Annotated in this window: 24 protein-coding genes; 12 read left to right on the top strand and 12 right to left on the bottom strand. The window is 70.3% G+C overall.

Going from position 1 to position 15,966, the window contains the following annotated elements; genetic code table 11:
- Positions 1–5 precede the first annotated feature (5 nt).
- From H4281_RS43845 to hisF, 3 genes are read right to left on the bottom strand one after another with little or no spacing between them, the layout of a single operon-like run.
- On the bottom strand, positions 6–368 hold the full coding sequence (locus H4281_RS43845) for a DUF1304 domain-containing protein (protein WP_182896750.1): 363 nt from the start codon (positions 366–368) through the stop codon (positions 6–8).
- On the bottom strand, positions 368–724 hold the full coding sequence (hisI, locus tag H4281_RS43850; RefSeq protein ID WP_182896751.1) for a phosphoribosyl-AMP cyclohydrolase: 357 nt from the start codon (positions 722–724) through the stop codon (positions 368–370). Before hisI ends, H4281_RS43845 begins: the two co-directional genes overlap by 1 nt.
- Complete coding sequence (hisF, locus tag H4281_RS43855; RefSeq protein ID WP_182896752.1) at positions 721–1,494, bottom strand: imidazole glycerol phosphate synthase subunit HisF; 774 nt, start codon at positions 1,492–1,494, stop codon at positions 721–723. Before hisF ends, hisI begins: the two co-directional genes overlap by 4 nt.
- A gap of 97 nt (positions 1,495–1,591) precedes the next feature.
- Between hisF and H4281_RS43860 the strand changes: the two genes are divergently transcribed.
- From H4281_RS43860 to H4281_RS43875, 4 genes are read left to right on the top strand one after another with little or no spacing between them, the layout of a single operon-like run.
- Positions 1,592–2,107, top strand: a complete 516-nt coding sequence (locus H4281_RS43860; RefSeq protein ID WP_037809651.1) for a SigE family RNA polymerase sigma factor — start codon at positions 1,592–1,594, stop codon at positions 2,105–2,107.
- Positions 2,104–3,072, top strand: coding sequence for a hypothetical protein (locus H4281_RS43865; protein ID WP_182896753.1), 969 nt, complete (start codon positions 2,104–2,106; stop codon positions 3,070–3,072). Before H4281_RS43860 ends, H4281_RS43865 begins: the two co-directional genes overlap by 4 nt.
- A 16-nt stretch (positions 3,073–3,088) precedes the next feature.
- On the top strand, positions 3,089–3,523 hold the full coding sequence (locus tag H4281_RS43870; RefSeq protein WP_182896754.1) for a hypothetical protein: 435 nt from the start codon (positions 3,089–3,091) through the stop codon (positions 3,521–3,523).
- 19 nt (positions 3,524–3,542) lie between these two features.
- Positions 3,543–3,926: a PPOX class F420-dependent oxidoreductase gene (locus H4281_RS43875; protein ID WP_182896755.1), complete on the top strand. Its 384-nt coding sequence runs from the start codon at positions 3,543–3,545 to the stop codon at positions 3,924–3,926.
- 1 nt (position 3,927) lies between these two features.
- Here H4281_RS43875 and H4281_RS43880 read toward each other — a convergent pair whose 3' ends face one another.
- Positions 3,928–4,275 carry a DUF1330 domain-containing protein gene (locus H4281_RS43880; protein ID WP_182896756.1) on the bottom strand — a complete coding sequence of 116 codons (348 nt, stop codon included), beginning with the start codon at positions 4,273–4,275 and terminating at the stop codon, positions 3,928–3,930.
- Positions 4,276–4,362: 87 nt separating this feature from the next.
- Entirely contained in the window at positions 4,363–5,289 is a 927-nt protein-coding gene (locus tag H4281_RS43885) for a helix-turn-helix transcriptional regulator (RefSeq protein WP_182896757.1), read from the bottom strand.
- 88 nt (positions 5,290–5,377) lie between these two features.
- Between H4281_RS43885 and H4281_RS43890 the strand changes: the two genes are divergently transcribed.
- Together H4281_RS43890 and H4281_RS43895 are read left to right on the top strand one after the other, a co-directional pair.
- Positions 5,378–5,803, top strand: a complete 426-nt coding sequence (locus H4281_RS43890) for a VOC family protein (protein WP_182896758.1) — start codon at positions 5,378–5,380, stop codon at positions 5,801–5,803.
- Positions 5,800–6,117, top strand: a complete 318-nt coding sequence (locus H4281_RS43895) for a YdeI/OmpD-associated family protein (protein WP_182896759.1) — start codon at positions 5,800–5,802, stop codon at positions 6,115–6,117. The genes H4281_RS43890 and H4281_RS43895 overlap by 4 nt, the downstream gene beginning before the upstream one ends.
- Positions 6,118–6,146: 29 nt before the next feature.
- Here H4281_RS43895 and priA read toward each other — a convergent pair whose 3' ends face one another.
- Together priA and hisH are read right to left on the bottom strand one after the other, a co-directional pair.
- Positions 6,147–6,878: a bifunctional 1-(5-phosphoribosyl)-5-((5-phosphoribosylamino)methylideneamino)imidazole-4-carboxamide isomerase/phosphoribosylanthranilate isomerase PriA gene (priA, locus tag H4281_RS43900; RefSeq protein WP_116202272.1), complete on the bottom strand. Its 732-nt coding sequence runs from the start codon at positions 6,876–6,878 to the stop codon at positions 6,147–6,149.
- Positions 6,879–6,983: 105 nt separating this feature from the next.
- Positions 6,984–7,604: an imidazole glycerol phosphate synthase subunit HisH gene (hisH, locus tag H4281_RS43905; protein ID WP_182896807.1), complete on the bottom strand. Its 621-nt coding sequence runs from the start codon at positions 7,602–7,604 to the stop codon at positions 6,984–6,986.
- Between the two features lie 130 nt (positions 7,605–7,734).
- Here hisH and H4281_RS43910 point away from each other — a divergent pair, with 130 nt between their 5' ends.
- Positions 7,735–7,920 (top strand): hypothetical protein, encoded by a 186-nt coding sequence (locus tag H4281_RS43910; RefSeq protein WP_182896760.1) that lies wholly within the window; start codon positions 7,735–7,737, stop codon positions 7,918–7,920.
- Between the two features lie 33 nt (positions 7,921–7,953).
- Here H4281_RS43910 and H4281_RS43915 read toward each other — a convergent pair whose 3' ends face one another.
- Complete coding sequence (locus H4281_RS43915) at positions 7,954–8,844, bottom strand: transketolase family protein (protein WP_182896761.1); 891 nt, start codon at positions 8,842–8,844, stop codon at positions 7,954–7,956.
- A complete protein-coding gene (locus tag H4281_RS43920) occupies positions 8,844–9,542 on the bottom strand; it encodes a thiamine pyrophosphate-binding protein (protein ID WP_182896762.1) in 699 nt (232 codons plus the stop codon). The genes H4281_RS43915 and H4281_RS43920 overlap by 1 nt, the downstream gene beginning before the upstream one ends.
- Before the next feature lie 54 nt (positions 9,543–9,596).
- On the opposite strand from H4281_RS43920, the gene soxR reads away from it, so the two are divergent.
- Genes soxR through H4281_RS43935 form a run of 3 tightly spaced genes read left to right on the top strand, consistent with a single transcriptional unit; the run spans position 9,597 to position 10,901 of the window.
- Positions 9,597–10,058: a redox-sensitive transcriptional activator SoxR gene (gene soxR, locus H4281_RS43925; protein ID WP_037809633.1), complete on the top strand. Its 462-nt coding sequence runs from the start codon at positions 9,597–9,599 to the stop codon at positions 10,056–10,058.
- A gap of 46 nt (positions 10,059–10,104) precedes the next feature.
- Positions 10,105–10,647, top strand: coding sequence for an RNA 2'-phosphotransferase (locus H4281_RS43930; RefSeq protein ID WP_182896763.1), 543 nt, complete (start codon positions 10,105–10,107; stop codon positions 10,645–10,647).
- A gap of 35 nt (positions 10,648–10,682) precedes the next feature.
- Positions 10,683–10,901: a hypothetical protein gene (locus H4281_RS43935; RefSeq protein ID WP_182896764.1), complete on the top strand. Its 219-nt coding sequence runs from the start codon at positions 10,683–10,685 to the stop codon at positions 10,899–10,901.
- A gap of 83 nt (positions 10,902–10,984) precedes the next feature.
- Here the strand turns inward: H4281_RS43935 and H4281_RS43940 are convergent, their stop codons facing one another.
- Together H4281_RS43940 and H4281_RS43945 are read right to left on the bottom strand one after the other, a co-directional pair.
- Positions 10,985–11,800 carry a class I SAM-dependent methyltransferase gene (locus H4281_RS43940; protein WP_182896765.1) on the bottom strand — a complete coding sequence of 272 codons (816 nt, stop codon included), beginning with the start codon at positions 11,798–11,800 and terminating at the stop codon, positions 10,985–10,987.
- Between the two features lie 64 nt (positions 11,801–11,864).
- The gene (locus H4281_RS43945) at positions 11,865–12,443 is read right to left on the bottom strand and encodes a TetR/AcrR family transcriptional regulator (RefSeq protein ID WP_182896766.1); all 579 of its coding nucleotides are present in this window, start codon (positions 12,441–12,443) and stop codon (positions 11,865–11,867) included.
- 195 nt (positions 12,444–12,638) lie between these two features.
- Here H4281_RS43945 and H4281_RS43950 point away from each other — a divergent pair, with 195 nt between their 5' ends.
- Positions 12,639–14,822 (top strand): MMPL family transporter, encoded by a 2,184-nt coding sequence (locus H4281_RS43950; protein WP_182896767.1) that lies wholly within the window; start codon positions 12,639–12,641, stop codon positions 14,820–14,822.
- Between the two features lie 33 nt (positions 14,823–14,855).
- Complete coding sequence (locus H4281_RS43955; RefSeq protein WP_182896768.1) at positions 14,856–15,500, top strand: GNAT family N-acetyltransferase; 645 nt, start codon at positions 14,856–14,858, stop codon at positions 15,498–15,500.
- Between the two features lie 295 nt (positions 15,501–15,795).
- On the opposite strand, the gene H4281_RS43960 is transcribed toward H4281_RS43955, so the two are convergent.
- The gene (locus H4281_RS43960) at positions 15,796–15,954 is read right to left on the bottom strand and encodes a CG2302 family histidine operon protein (RefSeq protein ID WP_162836028.1); all 159 of its coding nucleotides are present in this window, start codon (positions 15,952–15,954) and stop codon (positions 15,796–15,798) included.
- Positions 15,955–15,966: the final 12 nt, after the last annotated feature.

The following is a 15,966-nucleotide window of genomic DNA, read 5'->3' on the forward strand; positions in this document are numbered from 1 at the left end:
CCTCCTCAGCGCGACAGCAGCAGAAAGACCAGCGCGAGCCCGCCCGGCAGCACCTGCACCAGCAAAATCCGCTTCGACGACGTCGCGGCGCCGTACAGCCCGGCCACGATCACGCACGCCAGCCCGTACAGCTTCAGCTGGAAACCCGCCGGATCGGCCGCGATAAGCCCCCAGATCAGCGCCGCGGCGAGAAATCCGTTGTACAGCCCCTGGTTCGCCGCGAGCGTCTTGCTCTCGCGGGCGAATTCCTCGGTGGTGCCGAACGCCGCCCGCGCCCGCGGCGTGGTCCACAGGGCCATCTCCAGCACCACGATGTACAGGTGGATCAGGGCGACGAGCCCGATCAGCACGTTCGCGACGACGGTCATCACGCGCTCTCGTCGGCGAGCAGGAGCCGTTCGTCGGTGTCGAAGCAGGTGTGCGTCCCGGTGTGGCAAGCCGGGCCGGTCTGGTCCACTCGCAGCAGCACCGTGTCGCCGTCGCAGTCGATGCGGACTTCGCGGACGTGCTGGACGTGGCCCGAGGTCTCGCCCTTCACCCACAGTTCCTGCCTGCTGCGCGACCAATAGGTCCCGCGGCGGGTGGTGAGCGTGGATTCCAGCGCGTCGTCGTTCATCCAGGCCATCATCAGCACGTCGGACGTCGCGTGGTCCACCACGACCGCGGCGATCAGCCCGTCGGCGTTCCATTTCACCCGGGCGGACAGTTCCGGCGAGAGGCTCATCGCACGACCACCCCGCCGGTGCGCAGCGCGCCCTTCACGTCGCCGATCGTCAACTGTCCGAAGTGGAATACGCTCGCCGCGAGCACCGCGTCCGCGCCCGCTCGCACAGCGGGCAGGAAGTGCTCGGTCGCGCCCGCGCCGCCGCTGGCGATCACCGGGACCCGCACCGCCTTGCGGACCAGGTCGATCAGTTCGAGGTCGAAGCCGGTTTTGGTGCCGTCCGCGTCCATCGAGTTGAGCAGGATCTCGCCCACCCCGAGTTCCTCGCCGCGCGCGGCCCACTCCACCGCGTCGATGCCGGTGCCGCGGCGGCCGCCGTGCGTGGTGACCTCGAAGCCGGACGCCGTCGGTTCGCTGCCTTCGGGCACTCGCCGCGCGTCGACGGACAGCACGACGCACTGCGCCCCGAACCGGCGCGACGCCTCGCGCAGCAGCTCCGGGCGGGCGATCGCGGCCGTGTTGATGCTCACTTTGTCCGCGCCGGTGCGCAGCAGCCGGTTGACGTCGTCGGTGGAGCGCACGCCGCCGCCGACGGTCAGCGGGATGAAGACCTGCTCGGCGGTGCGGCGGACCACGTCGAAGGTGGTTTCGCGGTCGCCTGAGGACGCGGTGACGTCGAGGAAGGTCAGCTCGTCGGCGCCCTCGGCGTCGTACCGGCGCGCCAGCTCCACCGGGTCGCCCGCGTCGCGCAGGTCGGCGAAGTTGACGCCCTTCACGACCCGGCCCGCGTCGACGTCGAGACAGGGAATCACCCGAACCGCCACAGCCATGCCCCCAGCCTAGTCGGCCGCTCGGTCAAGCCCGCCGCGACGGCTTCGCCGACAATTTTCGGATCCGAAGCATCAAAACCCGCCCCTCGCGCGTCTGATGATCGTGACGACCGGTTTCGACGATTTCGTGGCGGAACGCCTCGACGGGCTGCTGCGCTACGCGACCGTCCTCGCCGACGACCCGCATCTGGCGCAGGACATCGTGCAGGACGTGCTCCTGCGCGCGCAGCAACGCTGGTCGAAGATCGAATCGCCGCCCACCTACGTCCGCCGGATGATCACCAACGAGTACCTGTCGTGGCGCCGCCGCGCCGCCCGCCGCGTGGTGCCGTCGAACCATACGGTGCTCGACGCGCTCGGACCGCCGACCGCCGATCCCAGCACCGCCTACGACGAACGCGACGAAATGCTCGCCCTGCTGGCCACGCTGCCGCGGAAACAGCGCGCCGCGGTCGTCCTGCGCTACTACGAGAACTACACCGACGCCGAAATCGCCGACTTCCTCCGCTGCGGCGTCTCGACCGTGCGCAGCCAGATCTCGCGCGCGCTGGCGACCCTGCGCGCCGGAATGCCCTCGTTGCCGGCCGCCCTCACCACCGGAGCAGGAGAATGACCCCCTCGAACGAGACCGAGACGCTGGTGCGCGACAGCCTCGAACGGCTCGCCGAGCGGGCGCCGGACGGCAATGAAGTGCTCAACGCGCTCGCACGGGCCCGGCAACGCCGACGCCGTCCTCGCCTCGCGCTCGCCGCCGCGGCCGCCGCGGTGATCGCCGTCGCCGCCGGGGTGCCGCTGGTGGTCGACACGGTCGCCGAAGCGCCCGCGCAGCTCACACCCGCCGCCGGACGGCCGGTGCTCGCGTACACGCCGGATTGGCTGCCGGACGGCTTCACCGAGCAGTACCGCTCCGGCGGGCCCGGGACCACCGCGCAGGTGCGGCAATGGCAGTCCGGCGCGAGCCGGGTGGAACTCGCGGCGCACTCCACGGCCGATCCGGAATGGGCGCAGACCGCACTGCGCATCTCGGCGGTGCGGGACCAGGTCGTGGTGCACGGCCGGATCGGCATGGTGACCGGCCCGAACGACACGATCGCCACGCTGACCTGGATGCCGGACAACCGCTACGTGCTGACCGCCAAGGTCGAAGGCGTCCCGGACGCACGCTCGGTGGCCGAGCAAGTAGCCGATTCCGTGACCGTCGAACCAGTCCGGATTCGCGGCGAGGCACGGTTCGGCCCGCTGCCCGCCGGTCTGCGCGAAGAGGCCACGACGGTGCGCGGCAGCAGTTCCGGCAACGCGACGACGGTGCTCGACGCCAGCGGCCCCAACGGCAAGGTGCGCGCGACGATCAGCGGCGGTTCCCCGGCCCTCGGCGGTTCCGGGCCGGTGCAGGTGCGCGGTCTCCCCGGTGCCTACGTGCCCGCCTCCGGGCCGGCCGACGCACAGGTCGCCGTGCGATTGTCGGACGGGCGCTGGCTGAGCGTCTCCGGCCGGTTGCCGCGCGAGCAGCTGGTCGCGGTGGCGGACGGGATCGTGCTCGATTCGGCGCCGGAATACGCCTGGCTGGGGACCCGCTGACCGCTACCGTGCAGCCATGTCCGAACTGGGGGAGTCTCGGAGCAGGCTTTCGCGAGTGGCGTACGCCTTCGGGATCGGCGCCGCGATCATCGCCGTACTGGTGGCCTGGTGCGTCGGCGCCAACTACCTCGCCCAGCTCACCGCGGGCGAGCAGCTGACCTGCCGGTTGAGCGAACTCGTGCCGTGGTCGGGTCTCGGCGTGACGCTGTGGCAGATCAGTTCGCTCGTGCTGTTCCTCCTCGCCGGAGCCGGGATTTCCGCGCTGCTGGGGCGAATCGGGCTGCGAAAGGCGACGCTCGGCGTGTGCGCGGCCCTGGTCGTCCTGTTCACCTGGGGCTACGTCGCGGCGACTCACGTGGCGATGCAGAAGGTGGCCGATCACGGCACATCGGTCGCCATGCCGACGACGCCCGGCTCGCCGCGGCCCGCCGACCGCTGCCAAGGGCTGTGACGCCGTCTACCGTAGGGCTATGTCCGAACTGGAGCGTCTCGGCGCCGAGAAGTACGTCGTGCTGACCACTTTCCGCCGCGACGGCCGCGCGGTCCCGACCCCGGTGTGGGCCTCCCGCGACGGCGGCGAACTGGTGCTGTTTTCGGAATGCAACGCGGGCAAGGTCAAGCGAATCCGCAACAACGGCGAGGTTCGGCTGCAGGCGTGCGACGTCCGCGGCCGACGGGTGCACGGCGCCGAGGTGAGCGGGACCGCCCGGCTGCTCGACGCCGCCGACACCGAGCGCGTCCGCGGGGTGATCGCACGGGACTACGGCATCATCGGACGCGTGACGATGTTCTTCAGCCGGCTCCGCGGCGGACCGGAGCGGACGATCGGGATCGCGGTCAAGCTCGCCGAGTAAGTCACCGAGCCGCCTCCGCGCGGAGCCGCGCGCCCATCGCGGCCGAATCGTGGTCCGGGCCGCAGCCCTCGACGAGGATCACGTCGCCCACCAGGTGGTCGGTGCGCAGGTGCAGGATCTTGCGGTACTCCGCCGACGCGTACCACTCCTCGGCCGCGGCCAAGTCCGGGAATTCGAGCACGACGGTCGCCCCCGGCCAGGCGCCTTCCAGCACGCGCGTCTGTCCTCCGTGGACCAGGAACCGGCCCTCGAACGGGTCGAGCGTCGCCTGGATCAGCTCCAGGTACTCGCAGACCTCGGCGTCCACGGCTCCGGGCTGGCGCAGGTGGGCGATGGCGTAAGCGGTCACGTCCGGCTCCTCGGGGTCGATTTCGTTGCCTGCCAACCAATCCTGTCCGCTCCCGCGCATGGAGTCGATTACCTCGCGGGTAACCGTTCAGCTCCCGTAGCGAGCCGTCAGCTCCCGTCCGATACGGGCGAGTTCGGCGCGGACCGGCTCCGGTTCCGTCACCTCGACCAGGTCGCCCCACCCCGCCAGCTGCTCCGCGACAGAACGCGCCCAGTGCGCCGCCACCTTCACCTCGACCCGGCCGTCCCGCTCCCCGGCCACTTCGCAATGCCGCCCGAAACGCGACCGCAGCACGGACAGATACCGCGCGTCGATCAGCACCGTCGCGGACACGAGCGAACGCCGCTGCTCCATCTCCTCCACGACCCGCGCCCACTGTTCCCGGAGATCGAAGTCTTCCGGCAGTTGCGAGGGCAAGTCCGTGGTTTCCGCCGCCGAGATCCGGTCGACGCGGAAAGTCCGTTGTCCCGCAGGGGTTCCAGCGATGAGGTACCAGACGCCGTCCTTGTCGGCGAGGCCGTACGGATCGGCTAACCGGCTTTTGCCGCTGTAGTCGAACCGCACCTTGCGCCGCCGCACGACCGCCTGCTGGAGAGACTGGACGGGGGCGGGCGGTTCGCGGTCCTGCTCGCCCCACCCGGCCGGATCGGACACGACAGCTCGCGCGGCGGCTTCGGCGTCGGCCCGGAACGTAGCGGGCAGCGCGCGGACGAGCTTGCGCAGCGCGGACGACAGTTCCGGACCGCCGGACGCCGCCGGTCCCAGCATCAGGAACAACGCCTGCGACTCGGCCGCGGTCAGCCCGCTGAGGTCGGTGCGGGCCCCGCCGACGAGCGACCATCCGCCTCCGCGTCCGGGCTGCGGGTAGACCGGGATCCCGGCCGCCGACAACGCCTCCAGGTCGCGGCGGGCGGTGGCCACGGAGATCTCCAGGTCCTCGGCCAGTTCGGCAGCGGTCACCCGGCCGCGGGCCTGAAGCAGCAGGACGGCAGCGACAAGACGGTCAGCTCGCATGTTTTCGATTCTCTCTCCAAAAGTGCTCAGAAGATGAGCACTTTGAAGGACAAGCTAGTCCCACAACCGAGCAGACAAGGACTCAGAGATGCTTCGAGGACTCAGCACCGTCACCTTCTACTCCCCCGACTTCGACGCGGCGAAGCGCTGGTACACCGACCTTCTCGGCGTCGCGCCGTACCTGGACACCCCGGCGTACCTGGAGTGGCGCATCGGCGACTACCAGCACGAATTCGGCATCGTGCACAGCTCGTACGCAACCAGCGAACTGTCCCGGACCGCCGATCTCGCCACCGTCGGACAGCCCGCGGGCGCGGTCGTGTTCTGGCACGTCGAGGACGTCCCCGCGACGCTGGAGCGCGTCGTCGCGATGGGCGCGAAGGTCCACGACGCCCCGCGCGACCGCGGCACCGGGTTCATCACCGCGTCGGTGATCGACCCGTGGGGCAACGTCCTCGGGCTGATGTACAACCCGCACTACGTCTCGGTCCGCGAAACGATGGTGCAGGCATGATGGTCTTCACCGACGCCGCGTCGTGGCGGGACTGGCTGGCCGAGCACCACGATTCCGCCACCGAGGTCTGGTTGGTGCTGGCGAAGAAGGGCGCGCCCGGCCTCACCTATGAGCAGGCGCTGCAAGAAGCGCTCTGCTACGGCTGGATCGACGGCCTGACCCGCCGCCGCGACGACTCGGCCTACACCCAGCGGTACACGCCGCGACGGCCGAAAAGCCCGTGGTCGCCGCGAAATCTCGCCCGGGCCGAGCTGCTCCGGAAGGAAGGCCGGATGCGGCCGGCCGGGCAGCTCGCGCTCGACCGGGCCGCGTGATTTCCGTTTCCTGGCACCGATTCCGACGGTCAGCGAACGGCGGCGAGGGCCTCCGGCAGGGTGAAGGCGCCCGCGTACAGCGCCTTCCCGACGATCGAGCCTTCGACGCCGTCCGACGCCAGCCCGGCGAGCGCACGCAGATCGTCCACACTGGACACTCCGCCGGAAGCGATCACCGGCGCGTCGGTGCGGGCGGTGACCTCGCGCAGCAGTTCGAGGTTCGGGCCGCGCAGGGTGCCGTCCTTGCTCACGTCGGTGACGACGTACCGGCTGGCCCCGTCGCGGTCGAGCCGCTCCAGGACCTCCCACAGGTCGCCGCCGTCGGAGGTCCAGCCGCGCGCGGACAGCCGGTGCCCGGCCTCGGTGATCCGCACGTCGAGCCCGATCGCGACCCGGTCGCCGTATTCGGAGACGACCTTCGCCGTCCAGTCCGGGTCCTCGAGCGCCGCGGTGCCGAGGTTGACCCGGCGGGCCCCGGTGGCGAGCGCCGCCTCGAGCGACGCGTCGTCGCGGATGCCGCCGGACAGCTCCACCTGCACGTCGAGCCGTTTGACGACGTCGGCGAGCAGTTCGCGGTTGCTGCCCTTGCCGAACGCCGCGTCGAGGTCCACGAGATGGATCCACTCGGCGCCGTCGCGCTGCCACTGCAGCGCCGCCTCGAGCGGACTGCCGTAGGAGGTCTCGGTGCCCGCCTCGCCCTGGACGAGTCGGACCGCCTGGCCGTCGGCAACATCAACTGCGGGAAGGAGCGTGAAAGTCACGCGCACAGCCTAAGCGGCGGGACCGGACGCACCTTCCGGGGGATGCTTGGGGCCTCGTGAGTGCTGGCGCCTGTTCTCACCGGCGCCAGCACTCACGAGGGTTGCTCAGAGCGTGCCCAGCCAGTTGCGCAGCAGCTGCGCCCCCGCGTCGCCGGACTTCTCCGGGTGGAACTGGGTCGCCCACAGCGGCCCGTTCTCCACTGCCGCCACGAAGTCCTCGCCGTGGTTCGCCCAGGTCACCTTGGGCTGCATGTTGGCGAGGCCGGACTCCAGTTCCCACTTCCGCGCCGCGTACGAGTGCACGAAATAGAACCGTTCGTCCGGGTCGATCCCGGCGAACAGCTGCGAATCGGCGGGGGCGCGGACGGTGTTCCAGCCCATGTGCGGGAGCACGTCGGCGTGCAGGCGCTCGACCGTGCCCGGCCATTCGCCGGTGCCTTCGGTCTCCTCGCCGTGCTCGACGCCGCGCGAGAACAGGATCTGCATGCCGACGCAGATGCCCAGCACCGGGCGTCCGCCCGCCAGCCGTTTGCCGATGATCCGGTGCCCGTGCACGCCCAGCAGCCCGCTCATGCACGCCGAGAACGCGCCGACGCCGGGCACCACGAGGCCGTCGGCTTCGAGCGCGGCCTGCGGGTCGGCGGTGACCTCCACCTCGGCGCCCGCGCGCTCGACGGCGCGTTCGGCGGAGCGGAGGTTTCCGGAGCCGTAATCGAGGATCACCACACGAGACACACCCCGAGCCTAGCCTCCCGGACAATTTCGTTCCGAGCCCGTTTCGTTCTCGCCCCGAACGGGTACCCACTCGGCTATGTGCGGGCGCGGCCGGCGCCCCCGGACCCGGAAAGAGGACGAAATGTCCGAGTCCGATCTGCTCTGCCGGATGTTCCAAGCATGGCGGGAAGACATCGACAGCGTGCCGTTTCCGCAGTTCAGGGAGCTGACCATCCCGCTGCAGAAGACCCGCGCGGAGATCGATCTCGCGCGCCGGTCGACCGCGCGCGCGGCGAATCCCGTGCGGCGCGCCGACAGCGGCTGGTGACCCCGGGCGGTTGCCCGCTGCCGAAATCCCTCCTTATCTCGTGAAGAATTCCTTGAGGGACAACGCGATCGAACCCGCGTCGAGCCCGTGCACGAGATCGTGGTCGGCGAGCGTGCCGTAGATCCGCACCTCGGTGTCCCGGCGGGTGCCCAGGTTCAGCAGCCGGTGCGGCCGGTCCGCGAGCGCGTCGGCGACGCAATGCGCGGAAGTTCCCTTGAGATACGGCTCCACCAGTGCGACGTCGGCCACGCCGGTCACCGCGGCACGCAGTCCCTCGGCGTCGAACGGACGCACCGTCGAGGTGTAGAGCACCGTCACGTCCATGCCCTCGGCCACCTCCAGCACCCGGTCCAGCATCGGCCCGACCGCGATCACCACGCCGCGCGTGCCCTGCCGGATCGTCTGGAGCCCGACGCCCAGGTGCGGCTCGGAATTCTCCTGCGCGGACAGCCGCAGGTACGTCCGGCTGTCCCCGGGCACCGAATCGAGCAGCAGCCGCCGCGCCTCCTCGGGATGGCCGGGCACGTGCACGTACCAGCCGGGCAGGGAATCGATCAGCGCGACGTCGCCGGGAGCCTGATGCGTCCGGCCTTCCATCGGCATGTCGTAGGAAGCGCCGTACGACACCAGCACCGCGCCGAGTTCCTGGTGGCTGAGGTCCAATTTGATCTGTTCGAACGCGCGCTCCACGAGGAACGCGTTGAAGGTGTGCACGATCGGCCGCAGCCCGGCGAGCGCGAGGCCGGCGCCGGTGCTCACGAGCAACTGCTCGCGGATCCCGACGTTGATCACCCGGTCCGGATGCCGTCGCGCGGCCTCGGCGAGCGCCGCGGCGGAGATGTCGGCGAGGACGATCGCCACGTCCTGGTCGGTGTTGACGATTTCCTCGGCGGTGGCCAGGAAGGTGTCCCGCATGTTCGGCATCAGTGCGCGCCTTTCGGTTCCACGACGGCGACGACCGCGAGCGGCCGTCCGGGATGAGGGGTGGTGAACGCGTCGTACAGCGCTTCGTGGTCGCGGCCGGAAACCGTGCGCACGGCCCAGCCCTCGGTTTCGAAGCGGCGCGCGATGCCGCCCGGCCAGCCGTGCGTCGAGGACTGGTTGTCCACGACCACCGCGGTCAGCTTGTCGAGCCCGAGGCGAGCGGCGACGGCGATCGCCTCGTGGTTGGAGCCCTCGTCGAGTTCGGCGTCGCCGACCAGCGTGACGATCCGCGAGCGGAACCGGCGGGCGCGCAGGCCGAGGGCGGTGCCGACGGCGATCGGCAGGCCGTGCCCGAGCGAGCCGCTGGAGATTTCGACGCCGGGTGCGCGGAGGCGGTCCGGATGGTGGCCGAGCCGCGACCGCGCCGAACTCCAGCCGGCGAGTTCGTCCTCGTCCAGCCAGCCTTTCGCGACGAGCACCGCGTAGTACGCCATCGGCCCGTGCCCCTTGGACAGCAGGAACCGATCGCGCCCGGGGTTGCGGGCGGTGTCCGGGCCCAGGTCCAGCACCCGGTCGAACAGCACCCACAGGACGTCCACTGTGGACTCCGCGGCCGCGTGGTGTTTGTCGTCGCCGGTCATCAGCGAGATCAGCCGGGGCAGGTCCGCGTAGCCCGGCTCGGAGGTCGTCGTGGTCATGGTTGCGACCATGCAACCTCGACCAAACTGAAGGTCAAGCGCTAACCTGGACTTATGACGAGGTTGGCGGACAAGCTGAGCATCGGGCAGGTCGCGGAACGCAGCGGAGTCCCGCACACGGCGCTGCGGTTCTACGAGGAGCGCGGCCTGATCACTTCCGAGCGCTCGGCGGGCAACCAGCGCCGCTACGCGCGTTCGGTGCTGCGGCGGATCGCGTTCATCCGCGCCGCGCAACGGGTCGGGCTGTCGCTGGAGGACATCAGCGCGGCGCTGGAGACGCTCCCCGCCGACCACGCGCCGACGAAGGCGGACTGGGCCCGGCTGTCGCGCGAATGGCAGACCGAACTCGACGCCCGGATCGACGCGCTGCAGCGGCTGCGGGACCGGCTGACCGGATGCGTCGGCTGCGGATGCCTGTCGCTGCGCAGTTGCGGCCTGTACAACGCGGACGACGAGCTCTCCCGCTTCGGGCCCGGGGCCAGCAAGCTCCGTCCCGTCCTGGAGGGCGGCATCTGAATTCCGTTGCGCGGCAGGGCTTCGGTGTGGGTTACTGCGGGCAGAAATGAACGAGAAATATCGAACCCGAGTATCCAAACGGCTGTCCCGGCACCTGCGCCACGACCCCGGCGGGATCGGCCTCACGCTCTCCCCCGGCGGCTGGGTCTCCGTCGACGAACTGCTCGCCGCGCTGGCCCGGAACCGGTTCCCGGTGAGCCGCGCGGAACTGGACGAGGTCGTCGCGAACTGCGCCAAACAGCGGTTCGCCTTCGACGAGACGAGGACGTTGATCCGCGCCAGCCAGGGGCACAGCGTCCGCGTGGATCTGGAACTGTCGGACGCGGTGCCGCCGGAAATCCTCTTCCACGGGACGGCGACACGGTTCCTGCCGTCGATCTGGGCGGAGGGATTGCGCCCGATGAAGCGGCACGCGGTGCATTTGTCGGCGACCCGCGAAACGGCGTGGAAGGTCGGATCGCGGCACGGGAAACCGGTGGTGCTGACGGTCGCGGCCGGGGAAATGGCCGCGCGCGGCCACGTGTTTCAGGTGAGCGACAACGGGGTGTGGCTGACTTCGGCGGTTCCCGCGGAGTTTCTGGCCGGGTAGCGCATACTGAGTCCGTCGCACCGAAGGAGGCGGCCATGGCTGACTACACGATCGTCCAGTGCGGCGAAGGCCACTATTTCTCCACGATCTGGCTGCCCTTGGTGTCGTTCAAGGCGATCCGGCTCGGCGACCGCCGGCTGCAGCGATGCCCGGTGTGCCGCCGTTTCCGCTCCGTCGTCCGGGTTTCCGCGGACCAGCTCACCGCCGAGGAACTGCACGCGGCCGAAGCGCTGAAAGACTCTCGGCTGCCGTAGGCGTTGCGAAGGTCCGTGAGGGGAACCCTGACCGAATCTGATTCCCGCGGGATGGCCCGCACGCACCTTTAGGGAGCCGCGCTTCAGCCGGTTTCGGCTACGCGGCACAGGATTTCCCCGTGCGGGATCGAGAACCAGCCGTCCGGGTCGGCCGCCCACGCACGCCACGCGGCGGAGATCTCGCGGAGGTCTTCGACGGACGCGTGTCCGCCCGCCACGGCCTGCTCGGCGATCTTGGAATCCAGGATCCGTTCCGCCCACATGCCGCCCCACCACGCGCGCTCCTCAGGGGTGGAATGACACCAGATCGACGCGCTCGGCGTGACGTCGCGAGCGCCCGCGGCGTGCGCCCAGGCCAGCAACCGCCGTCCCGCGTCCGGCTCGGCGCCGTTGCCGTGCGCGACCGCGCGGTACACCTCCAGCCAGCGGTCCAGCCGCGAGTCCGCGGGCCACCAGAACGCCGCGGCGTAGTCAGTGTCGCGGGCGGCGACCACACCCCCGGATTTGGCCAGGGCCAGCATGTGCCGCAGCGCTTCCACCGGCTCGGTCAGGTGCAGCAGCACCTGGTGCGCGTGCACGACGTCGAACTGGCCGATCGCTGGGGCCGCTGTGATGTCGGCGCGCTCGAACCGGACGTTGGACACGCCTTCGCTCCGCGCGTGCGCCCGCGCTTGCTCCAGAACGGCTTCCGACACGTCGATGCCGACGACCTCGCCCGGAGCCACCCGGCGGGCGAGGTCGACCGTGATCGTCCCGGGCCCGCAGCCGACGTCCAGCACGCTGCGCCCGGGAAGCAGCTCCGGCGCGAGATAAGCCGCCGAATTGTCGACGGTACGCCAAACTTGAGACCGTACAACGCTTTCCGCGTGCCCCTGCCCGTAAGCGCTATCCGAAGACATGCTTCGAGGTTAAGAGTCCTGTCCCAAATACTGCAACAGGACTCTCAGTAGTTGAGACGCGAGTTCAGCAGACCCGGCGGCGCGGCCTGCCCAGCAGCCGCCTGCCCACTCCGATCAGCTCCTGGCGCAGCGTTTCGTCGTCCACCTCGGCCAGATCGGGCGCCCCGCCCGCCATCGCGATGCCGGTGAACGCCACGATCGCCGTCACGCGAGCGGTCACGTCCAGCTCCGGCCCGCCGGCCACGATCGAGATCAGCGCCTGTTTGAACCCTTCGACGCCGTGCTTCGATTTCGCGAGCGCCGCGTCGATGCCCGGATCGCTGGAGAACAGCGCGACCAGCACCCGGTGCCGCACCACGAGATCGACGAAACCGTCCAGCAGATGGTCCACGCGCGCACCGTGGCGGCGGTGCTTCGCCGCCTCGACGACCAGTTCGTCCAGTTCCCGGATTCCCGGTTCCGCGACCGCCTCGGTGATCTCCGACTTCGTCTTGAAGTGGTAGTACACCGCGGCCTTGGTGACGCCCAGCTCGTCGGCGATCATCTGCAGCGACGTGCCCTCGACGCCGTGCTCCGAGAACAGCCGCAGCGCAGTGGCGAGCAGCCTGGTCCGGGTGTCCGCGACCGGTTCGACGGTCGTCATCGCGCCCTCCTCATCGAGCGGAGTGCGCTGCTCCGCAGCACATCATGGTACTTGCCGAGCGACTAGGCCGAAACTTGCCGTGCGGCTAGTCACATCCTAGCCGATCGGCTTGGCAGTCCCTTGCCGAACGGCTAGCTTCGAAAGGGCGATTCCCAGTGCGGAGAGCCCGCTTCGGGCGCGAAACGGAGACGACTCGTGGCACCCTTCCTGTATCGGCTCGGCAGGCTGTCGTTCCGCCGCCGGGCCCTCGTGGCGGCGGTCTGGGCGCTTGTCCTCGCGGCGGTGGGCGCGGGCGCGCTCACGCTGTCGGGCAAGCTGTCCGATTCGGTGACCATCCCCGGCACCGAATCCCAGCAGGCGATCGACCGGCTGGCCGAGCACTTCCCGCAGGCCGCGGCGGGCGGCGGCACCGCGCGCGTGGCGATCGCCGCGCCGGACGGGCACAAGGTCACCGACCCGGCGGGCCAGGCGGCCGTCGAGTCCGTGGTGGGCAAGCTGAAGTCCGCGCCGAAGGTGGCCGCGGTGGTCGACCCGTTCCAGGCGAAGTCGGTCTCCCCCGACGGCCGGGTCGCGCTCGCACAGGTGAGCTACCAGGTCAAGGGCTTCGAACTGTCCGACAGCGACCGGCAGGCGCTGCTGGCCACCGGCGATCACGCGAAGCAATCGGGATATCAGGTCGAGTACGGCGGCGACGCGGTGCAGGGGATTCCGGCGACCGGGGCCACCGAAGGACTCGGCGTCGCGGTCGCGGCGGTCGTCTTGATCATCACCTTCGGCTCGCTGCTGGCCGCCGGGATTCCGTTGCTCACCGCGCTGATCGGGGTCGGCGTCGGGATGGCGGGCATCATGCTGGCGTCCGGTTCGCTGGAGCTGAACTCCAACACCCCGGTGCTGGCGTTGATGATCGGGCTCGCGGTCGGCATCGACTACGCGCTCTTCATCGTCTCCCGGTACCGGCACGAACTGGCCGAGGGCCGCGAACCCGAAGAAGCCGCCGGCCGGGCGGTCGGCACCGCTGGCTCCGCGGTGGTGTTCGCCGGGCTCACCGTGATCATCGCGCTCGCCGGGCTGACCGTGGTCGGGATTCCGTTCCTCGGCCAGATGGGCATCGCCGCCGCGGCGACCGTCGTGATCGCCGTGCTGATCGCGTTGACGCTGCTGCCCGCCGTGCTCGGCTTCGCCGGCGCCCGGGTCGGCAACAACAAGATCCGGGTGCGCCGCCGCGGCGAAGGACCGACGCACGGCGAACGCTGGGCTCGTTTCGTTGCGCGGCACCGGGTTCCGGTCCTGCTGACCGCCCTCGTCGGACTGGCCGTGGTCGCGATTCCCGCGCTGAGCATGCAACTCGGCCTGCCCAACGACAGCACCGCCGCGCCGGACACCACGCAGCGCAAGGCGTACGACCTGGTCAGCAAGGGCTTCGGCGAGGGCGCGAACGGACCGCTGCTGGTCGTCGTCGACACCGGCCCGAACCACAACCCGGCCGCGCTGAAGCAGGCCGCCGCGGACATCGGCAAGCTGCCGGACGTCGCCGCGGTGACGCCGCCGAAGGTCAACCCGGCCGGGGACACCGCGGTGCTCACGGTGATCCCGAAGAGCGGGCCGAGCAGCACGCAGACCGAGGACCTCGTGTCGGCGATCCGCGCACAATCCGGTCCGCTGGCCGAAAGCACCGGCGGCAGCCTGGCGGTGACCGGCCAGACCGCGGCCAACATCGACGTGTCGCAGAAGCTGTCCGACGCGATGCTGCCCTACCTCGCGCTGATCGTCGGGCTGGCGTTCCTGTTGCTGATGCTGGTGTTCCGGTCGGTCGTGGTGCCGCTGAAGGCGACGCTCGGGTTCCTCGGCTCGGTGGTCGCGACGTTCGGCGCGGTGGTCGCGGTGTTCCAGTGGGGCTGGCTCACCGATCTGCTCGGCGTCGCCTCGACCGGCCCGATCATGAGCATGCTGCCGATCCTGCTGATCGGCGTCCTGTTCGGGCTCGCGATGGACTACCAGGTGTTCCTGGTGACCCGGATGCGCGAGGAACACGTGCACGGAGCCGAACCGCAGGAAGCGATGGTGACCGGATTCCGGCACGGCGCGCGCGTCGTCGTGGCGGCCGCGCTGATCATGATCTCGGTGTTCGCCGGGTTCGTCCTGGCCGAATCGACGCTGATCCAGTCGATCGGGTTCGCGCTGGCCTTCGGCGTGCTGGTGGACGCGTTCGTCATCCGGATGACCATCGTGCCCGCGGTGATGTCCCTGCTCGGCCGCGGCGCCTGGTGGCTGCCGAAGTGGCTCGACCGGATCCTGCCGAACGTGGACGTCGAGGGCGAAGGCCTGGTCCGGGAACTCGGCGCGCCCGGCGACGACGAACGCGAACTGACTCGAGTCTGATTTTTGTCGGTGGTGGTTCGTACCCTTCATTTCATGATCGAAGACACGGTACGAACTTGGGTCGCGGGATGGGCGTTGTCGCGGCAGACGCCCGCGCCGGTCGAGAAGCCATGGGGGCTTTTCGTCGAGGTGCCGGACAACCCCGCGGAAGTGGGCAGGCATGTCCTGCCGGAGGCTGAGGAATCGCTGGTCCGCGCCGCTGCCGGCGCGGTCAGCGAACCTCGGACGTGGCTGAAGACGCCTGCCGAGCCGGAGACCGTCGAGCCATGGATCCCCGGCGGCTGGGTAGTCGCCTGGGAGCACACCGGGCACCTGATGGCGACGGATCTGCTGGCCACGGACCCGGTCGCGCCGGAGGGCTACACGGTGAGCGTGGAAATCAGCGGTGCCGTCACGTTCCTCCGGGTGCTGGACGGCGCGGGCGAGCAGGCGGCGAAGGGCCAGATGGCGGCGGTCGGCGACGCGGTGATCGTGGACCGGGTGGTGACCGAGGAAGCCCACCGGCGCCGCGGGTTGGGCGGCTTCGTGATGCGCTCGCTCGCCGACCGCGCGGTTGCCGACGGCGCCGTGCTCGGGGTCCTCGGGGCGACCGATGCCGGGCGGGCGCTGTACGAGACGTTGGGGTGGAAGAAGCACGCGACGTTGGCTGAGTGCATTTATCAGCCGTTGGCGGCGTAGTCGCGGGCCGTGCGGCAAGGGTTGGGGGTGGTTCGTTGCCGGGAGGCACGCGTTAGTTGCGAGGACGTCCGCGCGGGAAGGCGCGCAGCGGGAGCGTCAGCACTACCCGGGTCGCCGCGAGTCAGTCACGTGCTCGCTGCGGGAAGGGGCTCGCGCTGGCTGCGGGCGACACGCGGCGGGAAGGCCGCGTCAATCGTGGGGAGGCATCCGTCAGGAGCAATTCAGGCCCCCGCCAGGCCGCGGGAAAGCGCGCGCCAGCGGGCATTCATCCTGACGAAGGATGCCGGAGCAGTGGTCAGCTGACCAGCCAGGCGATGGCCCCGCCGATCGCCAGCACCGCCGCGATGCCCAGCACCACGGCGAAGAACTTCGCGGTCTTCCACAGCGAGTAGACCCCGCCGGCCAGGAAGCCGCCGAGGGCCAGCAGCAGGACCGCGATCAGCTCTTTGCTCACAGGGGTTAGCGT

The organism is Amycolatopsis dendrobii (genome assembly GCF_014145675.1).
Lineage (GTDB): Bacteria > Actinomycetota > Actinomycetes > Mycobacteriales > Pseudonocardiaceae > Amycolatopsis > Amycolatopsis dendrobii.

Bases quoted from the DNA above. Each gene is read 5' to 3' on its own strand.
- H4281_RS43845 (WP_182896750.1), bottom strand. From the start codon at position 368: ATGACCGTCGTCGCGAACGTGCTGATCGGGCTCGTCGCCCTGATCCAC.
- hisI (WP_182896751.1), bottom strand. From the start codon at position 724: ATGAGCCTCTCGCCGGAACTGTCCGCCCGGGTGAAATGGAACGCCGAC.
- hisF (WP_182896752.1), bottom strand. From the start codon at position 1,494: ATGGCTGTGGCGGTTCGGGTGATTCCCTGTCTCGACGTCGACGCGGGC.
- H4281_RS43860 (WP_037809651.1), top strand. From the start codon at position 1,592: ATGATCGTGACGACCGGTTTCGACGATTTCGTGGCGGAACGCCTCGAC.
- H4281_RS43865 (WP_182896753.1), top strand. From the start codon at position 2,104: ATGACCCCCTCGAACGAGACCGAGACGCTGGTGCGCGACAGCCTCGAA.
- H4281_RS43870 (WP_182896754.1), top strand. From the start codon at position 3,089: ATGTCCGAACTGGGGGAGTCTCGGAGCAGGCTTTCGCGAGTGGCGTAC.
- H4281_RS43875 (WP_182896755.1), top strand. From the start codon at position 3,543: ATGTCCGAACTGGAGCGTCTCGGCGCCGAGAAGTACGTCGTGCTGACC.
- H4281_RS43885 (WP_182896757.1), bottom strand. From the start codon at position 5,289: ATGCGAGCTGACCGTCTTGTCGCTGCCGTCCTGCTGCTTCAGGCCCGC.
- H4281_RS43890 (WP_182896758.1), top strand. From the start codon at position 5,378: ATGCTTCGAGGACTCAGCACCGTCACCTTCTACTCCCCCGACTTCGAC.
- H4281_RS43895 (WP_182896759.1), top strand. From the start codon at position 5,800: ATGATGGTCTTCACCGACGCCGCGTCGTGGCGGGACTGGCTGGCCGAG.
- H4281_RS43910 (WP_182896760.1), top strand. From the start codon at position 7,735: ATGTCCGAGTCCGATCTGCTCTGCCGGATGTTCCAAGCATGGCGGGAA.
- H4281_RS43915 (WP_182896761.1), bottom strand. From the start codon at position 8,844: ATGCCGAACATGCGGGACACCTTCCTGGCCACCGCCGAGGAAATCGTC.
- H4281_RS43920 (WP_182896762.1), bottom strand. From the start codon at position 9,542: ATGACCACGACGACCTCCGAGCCGGGCTACGCGGACCTGCCCCGGCTG.
- soxR (WP_037809633.1), top strand. From the start codon at position 9,597: ATGACGAGGTTGGCGGACAAGCTGAGCATCGGGCAGGTCGCGGAACGC.
- H4281_RS43930 (WP_182896763.1), top strand. From the start codon at position 10,105: ATGAACGAGAAATATCGAACCCGAGTATCCAAACGGCTGTCCCGGCAC.
- H4281_RS43935 (WP_182896764.1), top strand. From the start codon at position 10,683: ATGGCTGACTACACGATCGTCCAGTGCGGCGAAGGCCACTATTTCTCC.
- H4281_RS43940 (WP_182896765.1), bottom strand. From the start codon at position 11,800: ATGTCTTCGGATAGCGCTTACGGGCAGGGGCACGCGGAAAGCGTTGTA.
- H4281_RS43945 (WP_182896766.1), bottom strand. From the start codon at position 12,443: ATGACGACCGTCGAACCGGTCGCGGACACCCGGACCAGGCTGCTCGCC.
- H4281_RS43955 (WP_182896768.1), top strand. From the start codon at position 14,856: ATGATCGAAGACACGGTACGAACTTGGGTCGCGGGATGGGCGTTGTCG.